The sequence below is a fragment of the Corynebacterium ciconiae DSM 44920 genome, from assembly GCF_030440575.1.
In the GTDB taxonomy this organism is placed as follows: Bacteria; Actinomycetota; Actinomycetes; order Mycobacteriales; family Mycobacteriaceae; genus Corynebacterium; species Corynebacterium ciconiae.
The window spans coordinates 2,081,228-2,097,115 of the sequence record NZ_CP047189.1 but is presented as its reverse complement, the minus strand read 5'-3'; the positions used below and the strand labels follow the sequence as shown (position 1 = coordinate 2,097,115).

Genomic DNA, 15,888 nt, shown 5'->3' with positions numbered 1-15,888 from the left:
CTCCGCCGTGGGTTTAAGCTTCGAGGGCGGCGAAGCCACGCTCGAGATCTGCGATGATGTCGTCGATGGCTTCGATACCCACCGAGAGGCGGATGGTGGACTGGCTGATGCCGGCCCGGGCAAGGCCTGCCTCATCGGACTGCGAGTGTGTCGTCGATGCCGGGTGGGCTACTAGGGAGCGCACGTCGCCGATATTGGCCAGGTTGGAGTGCAGCTGCAGGGCATCGATGAATGCCCACGCCTCTTCGCGCCCGCCCTCAACATCAAAGGACAGTACCGATCCGGTCGTGCTGAGTCCGAGCTTCTCGGCGGTGGCGTGGAAGGGCGAGGACTCCAAACCGGCGTAGTTAACCTTGGTCACCTTCGGTTGGGACTCCAAGAACTGGGCCACCGCGAGGGCGTTGGAGTTGTGGCGCTCCACGCGCAGGCCAACGGTGTCGAGGCCCTGGGCGGTAACCCAGGCGTTGAAGGGGGAGGGGGCGGCGCCGGTATCGCGCAGCAGACCCACCCGAGCCTTGAGCCCGTAGGCGGCCGGCCCCAGATCCACATAACGCAGGCCATGGTAGGCGGGATCGGGGGTGACGAAATCGGGGTACTTCGGCTCGCCGTTGTGCTCTACCGACCAGTCGAAGGAGCCGCCGTCGACAAGCACTCCGCCGAGGCCGGAACCATTGCCGGTGTAGAACTTGGTCAGCGAGGCCACCACCACATCGGCGCCCAGCTCGAGGGGGCGCACCAGCGCTGCGGTAGCCACGGTGTTATCCACAATCAGCGGCACCTTATGCTCATGTGCCACCTCCGCAACCGCGGGGATATCCAGCACATCGGCTTGCGGATTAGCGAAGGTTTCGCCGAAGAATGCCACCGTATTGTCCTGCGCGGCGGCCGCCCAGGAAGCGGGATCGTCTGGATCCTCAACGAAGGTGACGTCGATCCCCAGGCGCGGCAAGGTGATCTGGAAAAGAGTCTCGGTGCCGCCGTAGATGCGCGGGGAGGAGACGATGTGGGAACCGGCGCGGGCCAGGTTAAGGATCGCGGCGGTCTCGGCGGCCATGCCCGAGGCGAAGAGTACGGCGTGCGCTCCGCCCTCGAGGGAGGCCAGGCGCTCCTCGACGGCGGCCACCGTGGGGTTAGTCAGGCGGGAATATACCGGGCCTTGATCGGAGAGATCGAAACGGGCCGCGGCGTGGGCGGCATCATCGAACACATAGGATGAGGTGAAGTACAGCGGCAAGTTGCGCGCGCCGGTATCGGAATCCACCGGCTGGCCGGCGTGAATCGAGCGGGTGGCAAAGCCCCAGTCGGCGGCGTTGTCATTGTTGTACTTAGGCATTGATGGTTCCTCTCATCATGGGGTTTTAGAGTGGGCCACAACGCGGAGGCGGTTCGAGCAATCCGCCGAAAGAACACCAATCAGACAGCTTCGCCGCGTAGGAGGAACCATAGGCCGCGGCGAGCGCTTGAAAAGAAATGACTTCCCAAGTGTCCGCAGAAGAAAGCGGGTCGCATCGAATCGTGAGCGCCCCGCGTTGCGTTGTCAGCCACTCTAACGAACAGCTCGGTCTACAGCAAGGATTTTAGGGCGGGATGAGCGTGGGTTAGGGGCGCTGAACAGCGACATTGAGATAGACAGCTTGGTATGTGAGTTAGCTCATTTTGGGGGTGATGGGAGGGGAAACACCCCGCCGTGGCCGGTGGCGGCGAGGCCACTGTGGCTGCGACGGGGCGTCGATAAGCGTGCGCTCGAGGAGACTAGGAAGAAGCCTCACTGATCGGCAGGTAGACGCGCTCACCCTGCTCGGTGAACTCGTCCGATTTCTCCTTCATGCCGGCCTCAATAGCCTCGGCTGAGGTGAGCCCGTGCTCCTGGGCATAGTCGCGCACGTCCTGGCTGATCTTCATTGAGCAGAACTTAGGGCCGCACATCGAGCAGAAGTGCGCCGTCTTTGCTGGCTCGGCGGGCAGGGTCTCGTCGTGGAAATCCAGTGCCGTATCGGGGTCGAGGGCCAGGGCGAATTGATCGTGCCAGCGGAATTCGAAACGGGCAGTGGATAGGGCATCATCACGCTCCTGGGCGCGCGGGTGGCCCTTGCCGAGGTCCGCGGCGTGGGCGGCGATCTTATAGGTGATCACGCCCGTCTTAACATCGTCGCGATTTGGCAAACCCAGGTGCTCCTTCGGGGTGACATAGCACAGCATCGCCGTGCCCGCCTGGCCAATGATCGCAGCGCCAATAGCGGAGGTGATGTGATCGTAGCCCGGCGCGATATCGATGGTCAGAGGCCCCAAGGTGTAGAAGGGGGCCTCATCACACCACTGCTCCTCCCACGTGACATTTTCTGCCACCTTGTGCATGGGGATATGGCCGGGGCCCTCAATCATCACCTGCACGCCGCGGTCGTGGGCGATGCGGGTGAGCTCGCCCAAGGTGCGCAGCTCGGCCAGCTGGGCCTCGTCATTGGCATCAGCGATAGAGCCCGGGCGCAAACCATCACCAAGGGAAAAGGTGACATCATAGTGGGCGAGAATATCGCAGAGCTCCGCGAAGTTGGTGTAGAGGAAGGACTCGCGGTGCTCTTTCAAACACCACGCCGCCATGATCGAACCGCCGCGGCTCACAATGCCCGTGACGCGCTCCGCGGCCAGGGGAATGTAGCGCAGCAGCACGCCGGCGTGCACCGTCATGTAATCCACGCCCTGCTCGCATTGCTCGATGATGGTGTCGCGGTAGATCTCCCAGGTGAGCTTGGTGGGATCGCCCTTCACCTTCTCTAGTGCCTGATAGATCGGCACCGTGCCCACCGGTACGGGGGAGTTGCGCAAAATCCACTCGCGGGTTTCGTGGATGTTATCGCCGGTGGACAGATCCATGATGGTGTCCGCGCCCCAGCGGGTGGCCCACACCATCTTCTCCACCTCCTCCGCGATGGAGCTGGTGACCGCGGAATTGCCGATGTTCGCATTCACCTTCACGGCGAACTTCTTGCCGATGATCATCGGCTCGATTTCCGGGTGCTTGTGATTGGCGCAGATCACCGCGCGGCCCGCAGCGACCTCCTCGCGCACCTCCTCTGGGGTGAAGCCCTCACGGTGGGCGATATAGGTCATCTCCGGGGTGATAATGCCGGCGCGGGCCCAGGCCAGCTGGGTGCGCACCAGCCTCTCTGGGTGTGCGTCAGAGGCCGGTGCGGGGGCGGGGGTTTCCCACTGCTCGCGCAGGGGCTCTAAGCCTTTTTCCAGATCCAGCTGTGGATCCTGCTCGGTGTAGATGCCGGAGGTGTCATAGACCTCGAAGTTCTCGCCGGTGGTCAGCTCGATGGCGCGCGCCGGGATGCGCATGGTGGTGGTGGATCCATCGGTGTTGGTGTGGGTGACCTCGCGGTAGCTCTTGTGGCTGCGGTAGATCGGGCCGGTGGTCAGCTCCCCTGGCTGCGGGGCGGCGCTGCGGGCCTTCTTGGCTGCGGACAGACGGGTGGCCATGAAAAAAAGTCCTTCCTTCGCTGGCATTATCCAGACAGGTTCATACGGTCGACCCATGCGCTGGGTCCTCTCAGCGCGCAGCCTCAGCGCGCTCCCGTGGGTATGACGTTGTATTTACTCAAGGCTATAACACCGAGATGCTTTTGTCCTACTTTTTTGATTCACCCCTGTCTATACCCCTGAATCCCTGCAGAAATAGTTTTAGGGGGTGGCTAACTTACTGGTTGGTAGGAAATTAAGTCACACAGGGCTAGGCTTCGGTGTAACACCAGTAACACAGCTGACGTGAAAGTAGTGCCGGTTACATCGCCGGCGCTTTCGTTAGGGCGAGGCGCAGCGCTCATGCAGGGCGCATATGTTTGCCGCAGCCGCCGAGGCTAGGCCGCAGCCGATGATGTTGAGCCGCAGCCGCTGGCGCGAAACTGTGGTGCGCCCGCCGAACCGAATCGCCGAAGAGAAGGAATACACATGGCTTCATCTCGAACTTTCCGCCGCCGCATGGGCGCAGTCTGTGCAGGGGTTGTTACCCTCGCCGCTGCCCTTGTTCCCAGCGCGCAGGCTGCTATCTCCGTCAATGATGAGGGCAATCACGGCCCCACCCAGCCCAACCTGGCCGCCGCCGCGCTCGTGCAAATGCAGAATCCCAGCATCATGCCCGAGGGGGTCAACACCGGGTGCGTGCCCGAGGATGGCCGCAATCCCGTGGTGCTCATTCACGGCATGAACTCCAACCCCTATGGTTCCTTTGCTTCGCTCGGCCCGGCGCTGGCCGGCGATGGCCGCTGCGTGTACGCCTCCACCTATGGCAAATACGACGGTCCGCTGCCCGTCACCTCCAATATCGAAGGCATCTACGGGCTCAAGCCCGCCGCCGAGTCGCTCGCCGAAATCACCGCTGACATCGAGGCAGTCAAAGCCCATACCGGAGCACAGCACGTGGATCTTGTGGGTTACTCCCTCGGCGGGGCGCTAGCCACGATGTATGCCAAGCAGGCCGGAGCTGAAGGTGTGGGCACCGTGGTCACCCTCGGCGGCGCCATTCACGGCACCAGCTTGCTGGGGCTGTCGCGCTACGCCCAAGAAGCCAACGCTGCCGGCATGCCCGTCTATCCCGCCGCGGATTCCATCTTCGGCGAAGTGGCCAAGGAGCTGCTTGCTGGATCCGACACCATGAACGCCCTCGCCGACGGCGGGGTAGAGGCAGAAGGGGTGAACTACGTCTCCATCTCCTCGCGCACTGACATGGTGGTCACCCCACTGGCCAACTCTCAGTTCACCGGCCCCAACGCCACCGCGCTGGTCCTGCAAGACGGCTGCTCTCAGGACATGTCCTCCCACCTTGGCCTGCCCTTCTCTCCCCGTGCAATTAGCCTCACCCGCCAAGCTCTCGGTGCCACAGTAGACGCCGCCTGCGGGCCCGGGCTGATGCTCTCTGCAGACATGAGCGGCATGGGCTCGAGCTATGACCACCGCGATATCGCAGCACCCTTCAGCTCCAGCTAGCTTAAGCCTCGCGCAAGCTGCTTGAGCAGGGCGATCGCCCCCATACCCAGTGAGAGGTATGGGGGCGTTGCTATGTCGGCATAGGGGGGCGCCCGATAAGGCTGTTGGCTCAGTACATACACAGGAACGCATCCGGGGCGTGATTTTCATTCACTGCCAGCAGTGGGGTGGGCGAGTGGCGGCCGGTTTTTAATATTCCGGATGAAATAGCTGTATCCAGCTTGGCAAAAAAGGGGTGGGGGTGGTGTATATACCCCTTCGTGGGAAATTAAATAAGGCAGAATTAGGCTGCGGTTCGACGTTAAAAGCCCAGCTCAAGGGGGGGGTAAGTGTCGGCTTTTGTGTTGGCACGATCTCCGCTGTGAGCATTCGTTTAGAGAATCGTGAAAAAGGACCAGCCATGGCTTTATCCCGCCAATTCTGCCGCCATCTCAGCACTCTCTGTGCTGGGGTCATCACCCTCACCGCTGCACTCGTACCCAGCGCCCACGCTGCCGTCTCCGTGAGCGACGAAGGCAACCACGGCCCCGCGAAACCGAACCTGGCCGCCGCGGCCTTCACCCAAATGCGTAACCCGAGCGTGATGCCGGAGGGCGTGAACACCGGATGTGTGCCTGAGGATGGCCGCAACCCCGTGGTGCTCATCCACGGCATGGGATCCAACCCCTACGGCTCCTTCTCGGCGCTGGGGCCGGCGTTGGCTGCCGATGGCCGCTGCGTCTATGCTCCCACCTTCGGCAAGTACGAGGGGTCTCGCCCGTTGATCTCTAACGTGGAGGGGGTCTATGGACTCAAGCCAGCCTCGGAGTCCTTGGCTGAGATTTCTGCGGACATCGATGCCATCAAAGCCCACACCGGGGCGGCACAGGTAGACATTGTGGGCTACTCCCTCGGCGGGGCGCTGGCCGCAATGTATGCCAAGCAGGTCGGCGCCGAGGGAGTGGGCACGGTGGTGACCATCGGTGGTGTCATCCACGGCACCAACCTGCTGGGGCTTTCTCACTTCGTGCACGAAGCCGAAGAGGCTGGTCTGCCCATGTATGAGGCCTCTGACCGGCTGCTCGGCGGGGCAGCCAAGGACCTCCTCGAGGGCTCCCACGCCATGGACACTCTCGGTGATGGGGGAGTAGAAGCCGAGGGCGTGAACTACATTTCTATTTCCTCCACCTCGGACATCACCGTCACCCCCTTGCAAAACTCCCAATTCCATGGGCCCGGCTCCACGGCGATCGTGGTGCAAGACGGTTGTTCTAAGGACCGCTCCTCGCACATCGGCCTGCCTTATTCGCCGCGCGCGATCAGTCTCACCCGCCGAGCACTGGGGGCAGATGTAGAGCCTGTCTGCGGATCCGGCGCACCGTCTTCCTCCGAGCGCTCCAAGGACGAGAACACAGAGGCAACCCCGAACAACGCTGCCGCTGAGGACGACACCGCAGAAAGCAGCACTGCAGACGATGCTGCGGAGGAGGGCTCTGCGGGCAGCAACGGCGAGCCTGCAGACGATACGAACGCCGATAGCTCGAGCGACTCGCCTGCTACCACCGAGGCCGAGGGGAAAGACACGCACGCAGCGTTTGAGCACGCCGCGTAGCGCCGCGGCTGGCGCTGAAGTCCACTGCCCGCCGCTGAGTGCTAGTTGGCTGCTAGCAGCAGCACCAGGTGTAGCCGACGCGGGAGAAGCCCAGCGCCTTGAGGTCGGCGGCGGAGATAAAGAAGGTGCCGACGCCGAGATCGCCCCACATGATGGGCTCCTCGGTGTCGATCTGGAGCAGGAGAACGTCTAGATCCTCCTCCTCGGTGCGGGGATCATCTTGGAGCAGGCGCGGGTAGCCGCCGATGTGGTGGCCGTCAACGGTGGGGATGTCATAGAAGATATCCCTGCACTCGTCGATCACCGCATCGGGATCGTCAGTGTCATCGATCTCGTCCATCACGGCCCGCTCCAAGGCATCATCGAAGCGATAGTCCTCGAAGGTGATGGCCTGCTGGCCAAGGCTGAAGGCCAGCCCCACTCCCTCGGTGCTGTCGAAGGGGTGGTTGGCATCCTCGGGGAGGGCGTAGGCGCTGGTGGTCACGCTCGGGTCAATGCTGTCGCGGTGGATCACTCGGAAGGAGTTCTTGCGCATATCCTCAAAGTCCGTGGCGCCCAGCAGATCATCGCTGCCGATGAAAAACTGCAGCATGCCAGTGCCAGGCAGCAGATCGTTGGCGGGAAGCTCCGCGAGGTTGATCTGCGCGAGAAACACCATCGGCGCGCCATCCGCGCTGCGCGGCGCCTCCTCGCCCGGATCCAGATAGGGCTGGCCGCCCACGGCGCTCGACTGGAGCGAGGAAGGTCTGCCGTTGAACTCGATCGTGATCGATTGGGTTGCGGTCTGTTCCTTGAGGCGAGCAAGAATACGCTCGTACTTCGTGTCCATGGGCTCCTTTCCTCCGGTGCTTCCGCACAGACTGTGGTGGGGCTCATAGTAGAGTGTGTCTGCGTTTATCGCTAAGAAACGCGGAAACGAAGCGCCGCGCGCTCCGGAATAGAATAGGGGTATGTCTCGAATAGCGATTATTGGGTGTGGCCCCCGAGGGCTAGCGGTAGTAGAAAGGCTCACGGCATTCGCTGAACAGCGCGGCGTGAGAGATCTGTGCATCGAGGTGTTCGAGGAATACGCCCCCGGCTCCGGCGCGGTGTGGAACCCCGAGCAGTCGCCGTTGATGCTCATGAATACCGCCAGTGGGGAAGTCACCGCCTTCGTCGACGAGACCGTCGAACTGAGCGGCCCGCTGTGCACTGGGCCGACGCTGTATGAATGGGCCCACAGCGCTGCCGCCGAACCTTGGCTGGCCCTCGGCGGGCAGTGGGCGCAGCGTGAGGCCGAGCAGTTGCTTGCCGACGCTCCCGCCAGCCGACCCCTCTACGGGTTGTATCTGCAGTGGCGCTTTTCTCAGCTCAACGGGGCGGGAGTGCGGGTGCACACGCGCCGGGTGCGGCGGGTCAGCCGCTTCGGTGAGGGCTGGCAGATTGACTGCGAGGACGAGGAAACATCGATCCGCGTCGACGCCTGCGTGCTCACCCTGGGCCACATTCCCGCCCTCCTGCCGCCGGATGTGCGCCAGCTCGATGAGACTCTCAAGAACCTCGATATCACCGATACACTGCACATCCATCCCGGCAATGCCGCAGAACATCTGGCTGAGCTGGAGACGCTCGAGCCCGGTGAAACCGTACTGATCAAGGGGCTCGGGCTGTCCTTTTTTGATTACATGGCGGCCCTCACTGAGGGGCGCGGCGGGCGTTTCACCGCAGATGGCTATGAGCCTTCGGGGAAGGAGCCGCACATCGTGGCGGGATCTCCCGGTGGATTGCCCTATCGCGGCAAGCGGGCCCTACTTAAGCAGTACACCCCGCAGGTGCTCACCCCAGAGGCGATAGCGGATCTCACCCCGCCGGTGGATTTCATGCGAGACCTATGGCCGCTGATTACCGCCGAGGTGGAGGCCCACTATCCCGATGTGGATTGGCAGAAGGTCCTAGATCCCGCGGTGGATATGTCGCAGTGGTCGAGCTGGCTTCACACCTACCTCACCGAGGACGCCTCGTGGTTTACACCGATCCGCGATACGTGGCCTGTCATCGAGCAAGCAGTGGGGGCGGGACGGCTGTCTGCGCACAGCTACACCTCCCACTTCTCCGATTTCTTCACTGGGGTGAATAGCTCGAACCTGCAGGGGCCGCCGCAGTTCCGCCTCGAGCAGCTCGACGTGCTCATGAGCGCCGGCATCGTCACTTTGCCCGGCCCGAGCTTCTATGTGGAGGCCGCCGCCCCGCAGGGGTTTGTGGGCTATTCCCGCCTCAATGCCACCGAGCGCTACCACAGCCGGGTGTGTATCGAGGCCCGCCAGCCGAATCCGGATGTCTCCGTGAGCGCAGACCCGCTCATGCAGCAGCTCCTCAACGATGAGGTGGCCACCGAGATGGTGTTGCGCGACGCCACCGGTACCGCCCCCACCGGGGCGCTGGCGATCTCCGAGGATGCGATGCGGGTGATCAATCCCGCTAATGGCCAGCCGTGGGCGAGCCTTTACGCCTTCGGTATTTCCGTGGCCGGGCTGCACTGGCCGGTGGCGGAGACCGCCCAGGCGCGCAGCAACCACGGGATTCTGCGCCGCGCCGATGCCATCGCCGCCGATATTGCCGAGCGGTGGATGTCCTAGGCCTAAGCCCTGGACCGAACGCCCATGCCGCGGAGGTGGTGGCGCAGTCGAGACGGCAGAGAAAAACTCACTGGGGCGAAAGACCTTCACGTCTGCCCCAGTGAGTAGTGTCGCCTCAGACCGCTAAGCGCAGCATAGGTGCTGCGGCGGGCTGGTGTTTACTTCAGCGAGTCGAGGATCTCGTTGTAGCGAGCGACCGGACGCATCACAGCGTTGGCCTTGTCATCCTCGGGAGCGTAGTAGCCGCCCAGGTCAGCCGGCTCACCCTGGATGTCGATGAGAGCCTGGTGGATCTCCTCGGAGGCCTCCTGCAGGGCCTCAGCAACCGGGGCGAAGGTGGCGGCGATCTCGGAGTCCTCGGTCTGCTGAGCCAACTCGGTGGCCCAGTAGAGAGTCAGCCAGAAGTGGGAGCCGCGGTTGTCGTTCTCATTGACCTTGCGGGAGGGAGACTTGCCCTCGTTCAGCAGGGTTTCGGTGGCCTTGTCCAGGGCGGAGGCCAACACGCCGGCCTTGTCGTTGCCATTGGACTGCTGCTCGTGGCGGAAGGACTCAGCCAAGGCCAGGAACTCACCGAGGGAATCCCAGCGTAGGTGGTTTTCTTCCATCAGCTGCTGCACGTGCTTCGGGGCGGAGCCGCCGGCACCGGTCTCGAACAGGCCGCCGCCAGCCATCAGCGGCACCACGGAGAGCATCTTCGCGGAGGTGCCCAGCTCGAGGATCGGGAAGAGGTCGGTGTTGTAGTCACGCAGCACGTTACCGGTCACGGAGATGGTGTCCTCGCCGCGGCGGATGCGCTCGACGGAGTAGGTGGCTGCCTCCACCGGGGACATGATCTGGATATCCAGGCCCTCGGTGTCGTGATCGGCCAGGTACTTCTTCACCAGCTCGATCAGGTTGCGGTCGTGGGCGCGCTCCGGGTCGAGCCAGAACACAGCGGGCATGCCGGAGAGCTTGGAGCGGGTCACGGCCAGCTTCACCCAGTCCTGGATGGGGGCGTCCTTGGCCTGGCAGGCGCGCCAGATGTCGCCAGCTTCCACCTCGTGCTCCATGAGCACCTCGCCGGCGGAGTTGACGACCTGCACGGTGCCGTCGGCCTCGATCTTGAAGGTCTTGTCGTGGGAGCCGTACTCCTCAGCCTTCTGTGCCATCAGGCCCACGTTGGGCACGGTGCCCATGGTGGTGGGATCGAAGGCGCCATTGGCCTTGCAGTCCTCGATGACGGCCTGGTAGACGCCGGCGTAGGAAGAATCCGGAATCACAGCGAGGGCGTCTTGCTCCTCGTCGTTCTTGTTCCACATGTGGCCGGAGGTACGGATCATGGCCGGCATGGAGGCATCGATGATCACATCGGAGGGCACGTGTAGGTTGGTGATGCCCTTGTGGGAGTTCACCATGGCCACGTCCGGGCCCTCGGCGAGTGCCTTGTTAAAGGCGGCCTTGATCTCCTCGCCGCCCTCAACGGAGTCGAGGCCGTCCAGGATGGCGCCGAGGCCGTTCTCACCGTTCAGGCCGTTGGCCAGCAGCACATCGCCGTACTCGGCGAAGACATCCTTAAAGAAGGCACGCACCACGTGGCCGAAGATGATCGGGTCGGAGACCTTCATCATGGTGGCCTTGAGGTGAGCGGAGAAGAGCACACCCTCGTCCTGGGCGCGCTGCACCTGCTCAGCGAGGAAGGAATCCAGGGCCTTGGCGGACATGAAGGTGGCGTCCACCACCTCGCCCTCCTGCACCTGCAGGTTGTCCTTGAGCACCTGCTCGCCCTCGCCGGTGACGAGCTTGATGCTCAGGCTATCGGCGGCCGGCATGATCACGGACTTCTCGTTGTGGCGGAAATCGCCGGAGTCCATGGTGGCCACGTTGGTCTTGGAATCGGCAGACCACTCGCCCATGCGGTGCGGGTACTTCTTCACAAAGTTCTTGACCGCGATAGGGGCGCGGCGATCGGAGTTACCCTCACGCAGCACCGGGTTCACGGCGGAGCCCTTCACCGCGTCGTAGCGGGCGCGAATGTCCTTTTCCTCATCAGTGGAAGGCTTCTCCGGGTAATCCGGCAGAGCGAAGCCCTTGCCCTGCAGCTCCTTGATGGCGCGCACGAGCTGCGGCACGGAGGCAGAGATGTTCGGAAGCTTGATGATGTTTGCTTCCGGAGTCTTGGCTAGTTCACCGAGCTCAGCGAGAGCGTCGTTGACCTTCTGGTCCTCGCCGAGATAGTCGGGGAACTGGGCGAGGATGCGGCCGGCGAGGGAGATGTCGGAGGTCTCCACATCGATTCCGGCAGTCGCCGCGAAAGCCTCCACGGCCGGCTTGAGCGAATAGGTCGCCAGCAGCGGGGCTTCGTCGGTGCGGGTGTAGATGATCTTAGCCATGCGTCTCCTATATATCCTGAGTTGAGGAAATAAACAGTACAGCCGTCTAGGATACCTGTTCCCATTTCCAGTGGGGGTAAAAAGGCGGGACGACGCCGCCCTAGGCCACACCCGCCCGCCGAGATTGCATTGTGGGCATAAAGGTGTAGTGTCTCCTGCTCTGTACTACGTGTTGCACTTCGGTGAAGATTTATAAGGGGAGAAGCTGTTGCTGCGTCGGACGAAGAGGCTGCCGCGCCAAACCGAAATTTCGGATACTCGCCGCTACATCGTGATGGTTGCTTTCGCGCTCGGCGCCTTCGGTATTGGCACGACCGAGTTCGCCTCCATGGGGCTGCTGCCGCTGATCGCTCACGACTTCGGCATTAGTGAAGCTAAAGCCGGTACCGTCATCTCCGTCTACGCCTTGGGCGTGATGGTGGGCTCGCCCATGGTGGCACTGTTCACCGGCTTCATGCCGCGGCGCCGGCTGCTGCTGCTGTTGATGGCAGCCTTTACCGTCTCGCACGCGGTCACCGTGTTCAGCTCCTCCTACGCGATGCTGCTCATCACCCGCTTCGTGGCGGGCCTGCCGCACGGTGCCTACTTCTCCATCACGGCCCTTGCCACCGCCTCCATGGCGCCGGCGGGCCAGCGCGGCCGCTCCATCGCCTATGTGGGCATGGGCTTTTCCGTGGCCACCGTCGCTGGGGTGCCCGCCGCCCAAGCCCTGGGCTCGGCATTCGGCTGGCAGATCGCCTATGCGCTGGTGGCCGCGGTGGGGCTGATTACCTTGGTGGCGCTGTGGTTCCTCATGCCGCACATGACAGAGATGCCGCCCACCAGCCCCCGCACGGAACTCGGCGCCCTGGGCAAGGCCCAGATCTGGCTGACGCTGCTGATCGGCACCATCGGTTTCGGCGGCAACTTCGCCGTCTACACCTACATCACGTGGACCATGACAGAGCGCGCCGGGCTGAACCCGCACTGGATGTGGCTGGTGCTCATGGTCTACGGCTTTGGCCAGCTGCTTGGCAATGTGATCGGCGGCCGGCTCAGCGATTGGAACCTAGAAAAGGGCATCATGGGCGCGCTCAGCGCCTCGGCGATCCTCATGACACTGTTCTATCTGGCTTCGCAGAACGTGTGGACAGCGGTGCCGGTATTCGTGCTCATCGGCACCGCCGCCAGTGCGCTCGTGCCTATTTTGCAGATTCGGCTGATGGATAATGCAGGCGATGCCCAGATGCTTGCCGCCTCGCTCAATCACACTGCGCTGAACACCGCCAACGCCCTCGGCGCGGCGTTGGGCGGGGTGGTTATTGGTGCCGGATTCTCCTACGCCGCCCCCGCGCTGGCCGGCGCCGGTCTGGCCGTGTTGGGTGTGTGCACCTGGGCATTCGCCTATCACCTCAAGCGTTCACAGGCCCGCGAGGAGGCGTCGACAAGCGCTTCCAGCTAGAAGCGCGGCAGGGCGAAGGGGCGCATATCGATGCCCGGATCGCGATCGGATACTAGGGCGCTGACAACCTCGCCAGTGACTGGTCCGAGGGTGAGCCCGTGCATGTTGTGCCCGGTGGCGACGATGATATTCGGATGCGAACGCACCGGGCTGATATAGGGCAGGCCGGTGGGAGTCATCGGGCGTGGCCCGGTCCACTCGCGCGAGATCGGTGTCTCGTCGAGGCCGTGGATAAACTGCGAGGCCTGCTCGCGCAAGAAATCCATGCGGTGGCGTTCGAAGCGCTCCACGCGGAACCCGAAATCCATCAACCCCACCACGCGGGCGGTGCCGCTCATCGGCACAATCAGCGTCTTGCGATGCAAACCCATAGTGAGCGTGCGCGGCAGGGTGTCCATCTCGGCGTGGAAGCTATAGCCGGTGCCCGGCGTGACCGCGGAGAAGGTGAGCCCAGGAATGCCTCGCAGCTGCCGATTCAGCCAAGCGCCAGTGGAGACAACCGCCTTATCAAAACCGATAGTCTCCACCCCCTGCCCAGTGCGCACGGTAGCGCGGGTGTCATCGAGCGAAAGCAGCTCGGTGTGGGGGCGGATATTCACGCCCATCTCCTCGAGCGCCTCGTGCAGCTCGGTGCAGAAACGATCGGGATCGATATAGCGCTCGGTGGGGATGCGATAGCCGCAGGTAACTTCCTCCCGCAGCAGCGGCTCCTCCAACTCGGCGCGGCTGAGGATCGGGCCTGGCTCCTCAATCCCCAGCAGCCGGGCGCGCTCAATCTGGGCCTCGCGGTAGACACGCAGCGCCTCCGGATCGGAGTGCACATTGAGATAACCCCAGCCGCCACCCGCGAGGGAGATACCATCGCGGTGGAAGGAATCAAAGGCGGCCATCGCCCCGCGCACCAGCTGATCCAGCGCGGCGGTGTTGCGCTTGAGCCGCCCGGTGGTGCAGTTGCGCAGGAACTGCACACCAAAGACCGTCAGCCGTGGCAGCGCCAAGGGGGCGATGGTGAAGTAGTGGCGATTCGAGATCACGCCCTCAGCCAGCTGAGTCACCAGCGCCGGCTCCGGCATCGGCAGCGCCTGCAGCGGGGTGATCTCGCCGCCGTTGCCCCGCGCCGCGCCCGAGCCCATCCGGCCTTTATCGACCAGCGTCACCGCATGACCCTCGCGGGCGAGGCTATAGGCGGTACACAGCCCCACCAGTCCTGCTCCTGCGACGAGAACCTGCTTCGATGCCATGGCCAAACCACCTTTCTGCCTGAGTTTTCGATTGTGAAAGCAATGCTACCGCCGGGACGGTGGTGGGGGCCACGATAGAATTGCTCGCTATGGCTCTTACGATTTCTTCCGTCAACGTCAATGGCGTCCGCGCCGCAGTCAAGCAGCGCTCCGAGAACAACCGCGGCATGCTCGCCTGGCTTGAGGATGCTGGGGTGGATGTGGTGCTCATGCAGGAGGTGCGCGCCGATGACACCCAAGCCCGCGCCGCCTTGGCGCCCGCTCTCGATTCCGGCTGGCACCTCGCCACCGCACCGGCCGCCGCCAAGGGCCGCGCCGGGGTGGGGATTCTCTCCCGCTTCGAACTGGGGGATGTCTCCATCGGCATTCCCGGTTTCGAGGACTCTGGGCGCTTCATCGCCGCCACGCTTATCGACGCTCCGCTGGAGAACATGCGCGTCGCCTCGCTCTATCTACCCTCCGGTGCCGCCGACACCGAGAAGCAAGATGAAAAATACGCCTTCCTCGATTCCTTCGGGCCACTGCTTGATGAGCTGGCCGTGGAGTATCCGAATATGGTGATCGGTGGCGACTGGAACATCTGCCACCGCAGTCAGGACCTGAAAAATGACAAGGCCAATAAGAAAAAGTCCGGCTTCCTGCCGGACGAGAGGGCCTTTATGGACTCGGTGTTTGGCACCTTCCCCGATGGGGCCAGCCAAGTAGAGGCCCACGGCAGCTTCGCTGGGGCGGTCTCCTATTCCTCGGCGGCCCCGCTACGCCAACCGGCCACCGAACCTGCGTGGTTCGATGTGGCTCGCCGCCTCGAAGGCGATGTGGATGGGCCCTACACCTGGTGGACCTACCGCGGTAAAGCCTTCGACACCGATGCCGGCTGGCGCATCGACTATCAAGCAGCCACCGCCGCCATGCTGCAGCGCGCCGAGCGCACGTGGGTGGACAAGGCAGATGCCTATGATTTGCGCTGGTCCGATCACTCCCCGTTGAACGTGCGCTACGCCTCGTAGAGGGGTCTCGGCGGGTGCCTTCTAGGGCTCGATGCGGCGGGCGCTGAGATAGCTCACCGCCGCTGCCAACAGGATGATGGGCACGCCGAAGAGAAATACCCCGGGCCACGGCGCTGGGATTGTGATCTCCGTACCGCGATCGAGAATATAACTCAGTGCGAGGACACAACTGAGATACATCACTACCATCGCTCCGAGGAGGGTAGCTGTGCCACGTATCCCGTAGGCGTTGTGCACGGCTGCTGCCGTGGCACCAATACTTGTGCTTATCAAATGTGACACGAAGAAGGTTAAGAAGGTGACAATTCCGAGCAGTACCCAATGCGAGGACTCATCTCCCGCGACGCCAGGGACCTGGGTGATAAAGGAGCTGAAGTAATCCAGTTTCACCATTGATAGGGGAGTACACGCCAGTGCAAAGAGAAGGCTGTACGCTACGCCGACCATCCAACAGCTTCGCCACCATCGACTCCGTGGTACTCCAGCAGCAACCACGGCCCGCCCAGATAATCCGGCGAAAAACATGATAGGGGCAGCAGCGATAATGGCTTGCAGGGCCCACAAGTTTCCATCGGGTGTGAATACCCAAGCGATAGTAGCGATCAAGGTGAACAATGCTGCGCAGGACCAGAACAGTAGAG

The 15,888-nt window shown here is 63.1% G+C and carries 11 protein-coding genes and 1 riboswitch; of the genes, 5 read left to right on the top strand and 6 right to left on the bottom strand.

Going from position 1 to position 15,888, the window contains the following annotated elements:
* Positions 1-13: 13 nt before the first annotated feature.
* Both CCICO_RS09180 and thiC read right to left on the bottom strand, forming a co-directional pair.
* Complete coding sequence (locus tag CCICO_RS09180; protein WP_018020062.1) at positions 14-1,333, bottom strand: O-acetylhomoserine/O-acetylserine sulfhydrylase; 1,320 nt, start codon at positions 1,331-1,333, stop codon at positions 14-16.
* Positions 1,334-1,752: 419 nt separating this feature from the next.
* Positions 1,753-3,480: a phosphomethylpyrimidine synthase ThiC gene (thiC, locus tag CCICO_RS09175; protein ID WP_018020063.1), complete on the bottom strand. Its 1,728-nt coding sequence runs from the start codon at positions 3,478-3,480 to the stop codon at positions 1,753-1,755.
* Positions 3,476-3,588, bottom strand: a riboswitch (TPP riboswitch). It overlaps the preceding gene by 5 nt.
* Before the next feature lie 360 nt (positions 3,589-3,948).
* On the opposite strand from thiC, the gene CCICO_RS09170 reads away from it, so the two are divergent.
* Together CCICO_RS09170 and CCICO_RS09165 are read left to right on the top strand one after the other, a co-directional pair.
* Positions 3,949-4,983, top strand: a complete 1,035-nt coding sequence (locus CCICO_RS09170; RefSeq protein WP_018020064.1) for an esterase/lipase family protein — start codon at positions 3,949-3,951, stop codon at positions 4,981-4,983.
* Between the two features lie 400 nt (positions 4,984-5,383).
* Positions 5,384-6,574, top strand: coding sequence for an esterase/lipase family protein (locus CCICO_RS09165; protein WP_018020065.1), 1,191 nt, complete (start codon positions 5,384-5,386; stop codon positions 6,572-6,574).
* 52 nt (positions 6,575-6,626) lie between these two features.
* On the opposite strand, the gene CCICO_RS09160 is transcribed toward CCICO_RS09165, so the two are convergent.
* Positions 6,627-7,403 carry a YwqG family protein gene (locus tag CCICO_RS09160; RefSeq protein WP_018020066.1) on the bottom strand — a complete coding sequence of 259 codons (777 nt, stop codon included), beginning with the start codon at positions 7,401-7,403 and terminating at the stop codon, positions 6,627-6,629.
* A 121-nt stretch (positions 7,404-7,524) separates the two neighbouring features.
* Between CCICO_RS09160 and CCICO_RS09155 the strand changes: the two genes are divergently transcribed.
* Positions 7,525-9,189: an FAD/NAD(P)-binding protein gene (locus CCICO_RS09155; protein ID WP_083878318.1), complete on the top strand. Its 1,665-nt coding sequence runs from the start codon at positions 7,525-7,527 to the stop codon at positions 9,187-9,189.
* Positions 9,190-9,347: 158 nt separating this feature from the next.
* On the opposite strand, the gene CCICO_RS09150 is transcribed toward CCICO_RS09155, so the two are convergent.
* On the bottom strand, positions 9,348-11,558 hold the full coding sequence (locus CCICO_RS09150; RefSeq protein ID WP_018020068.1) for an NADP-dependent isocitrate dehydrogenase: 2,211 nt from the start codon (positions 11,556-11,558) through the stop codon (positions 9,348-9,350).
* 208 nt (positions 11,559-11,766) lie between these two features.
* On the opposite strand from CCICO_RS09150, the gene CCICO_RS09145 reads away from it, so the two are divergent.
* A complete protein-coding gene (locus CCICO_RS09145; RefSeq protein ID WP_018020069.1) occupies positions 11,767-12,999 on the top strand; it encodes an MFS transporter in 1,233 nt (410 codons plus the stop codon).
* On the opposite strand, the gene CCICO_RS09140 is transcribed toward CCICO_RS09145, so the two are convergent.
* The gene (locus CCICO_RS09140; RefSeq protein ID WP_018020070.1) at positions 12,996-14,240 is read right to left on the bottom strand and encodes an NAD(P)/FAD-dependent oxidoreductase; all 1,245 of its coding nucleotides are present in this window, start codon (positions 14,238-14,240) and stop codon (positions 12,996-12,998) included. The two genes, CCICO_RS09145 and CCICO_RS09140, sit on opposite strands and share 4 nt — an antisense overlap.
* A gap of 89 nt (positions 14,241-14,329) precedes the next feature.
* Here CCICO_RS09140 and CCICO_RS09135 point away from each other — a divergent pair, with 89 nt between their 5' ends.
* Positions 14,330-15,247 (top strand): exodeoxyribonuclease III, encoded by a 918-nt coding sequence (locus tag CCICO_RS09135; RefSeq protein WP_018020071.1) that lies wholly within the window; start codon positions 14,330-14,332, stop codon positions 15,245-15,247.
* A gap of 21 nt (positions 15,248-15,268) precedes the next feature.
* Here the strand turns inward: CCICO_RS09135 and CCICO_RS09130 are convergent, their stop codons facing one another.
* Entirely contained in the window at positions 15,269-15,640 is a 372-nt protein-coding gene (locus CCICO_RS09130; RefSeq protein ID WP_156809876.1) for a hypothetical protein, read from the bottom strand.
* Positions 15,641-15,888 lie beyond the last annotated feature (248 nt).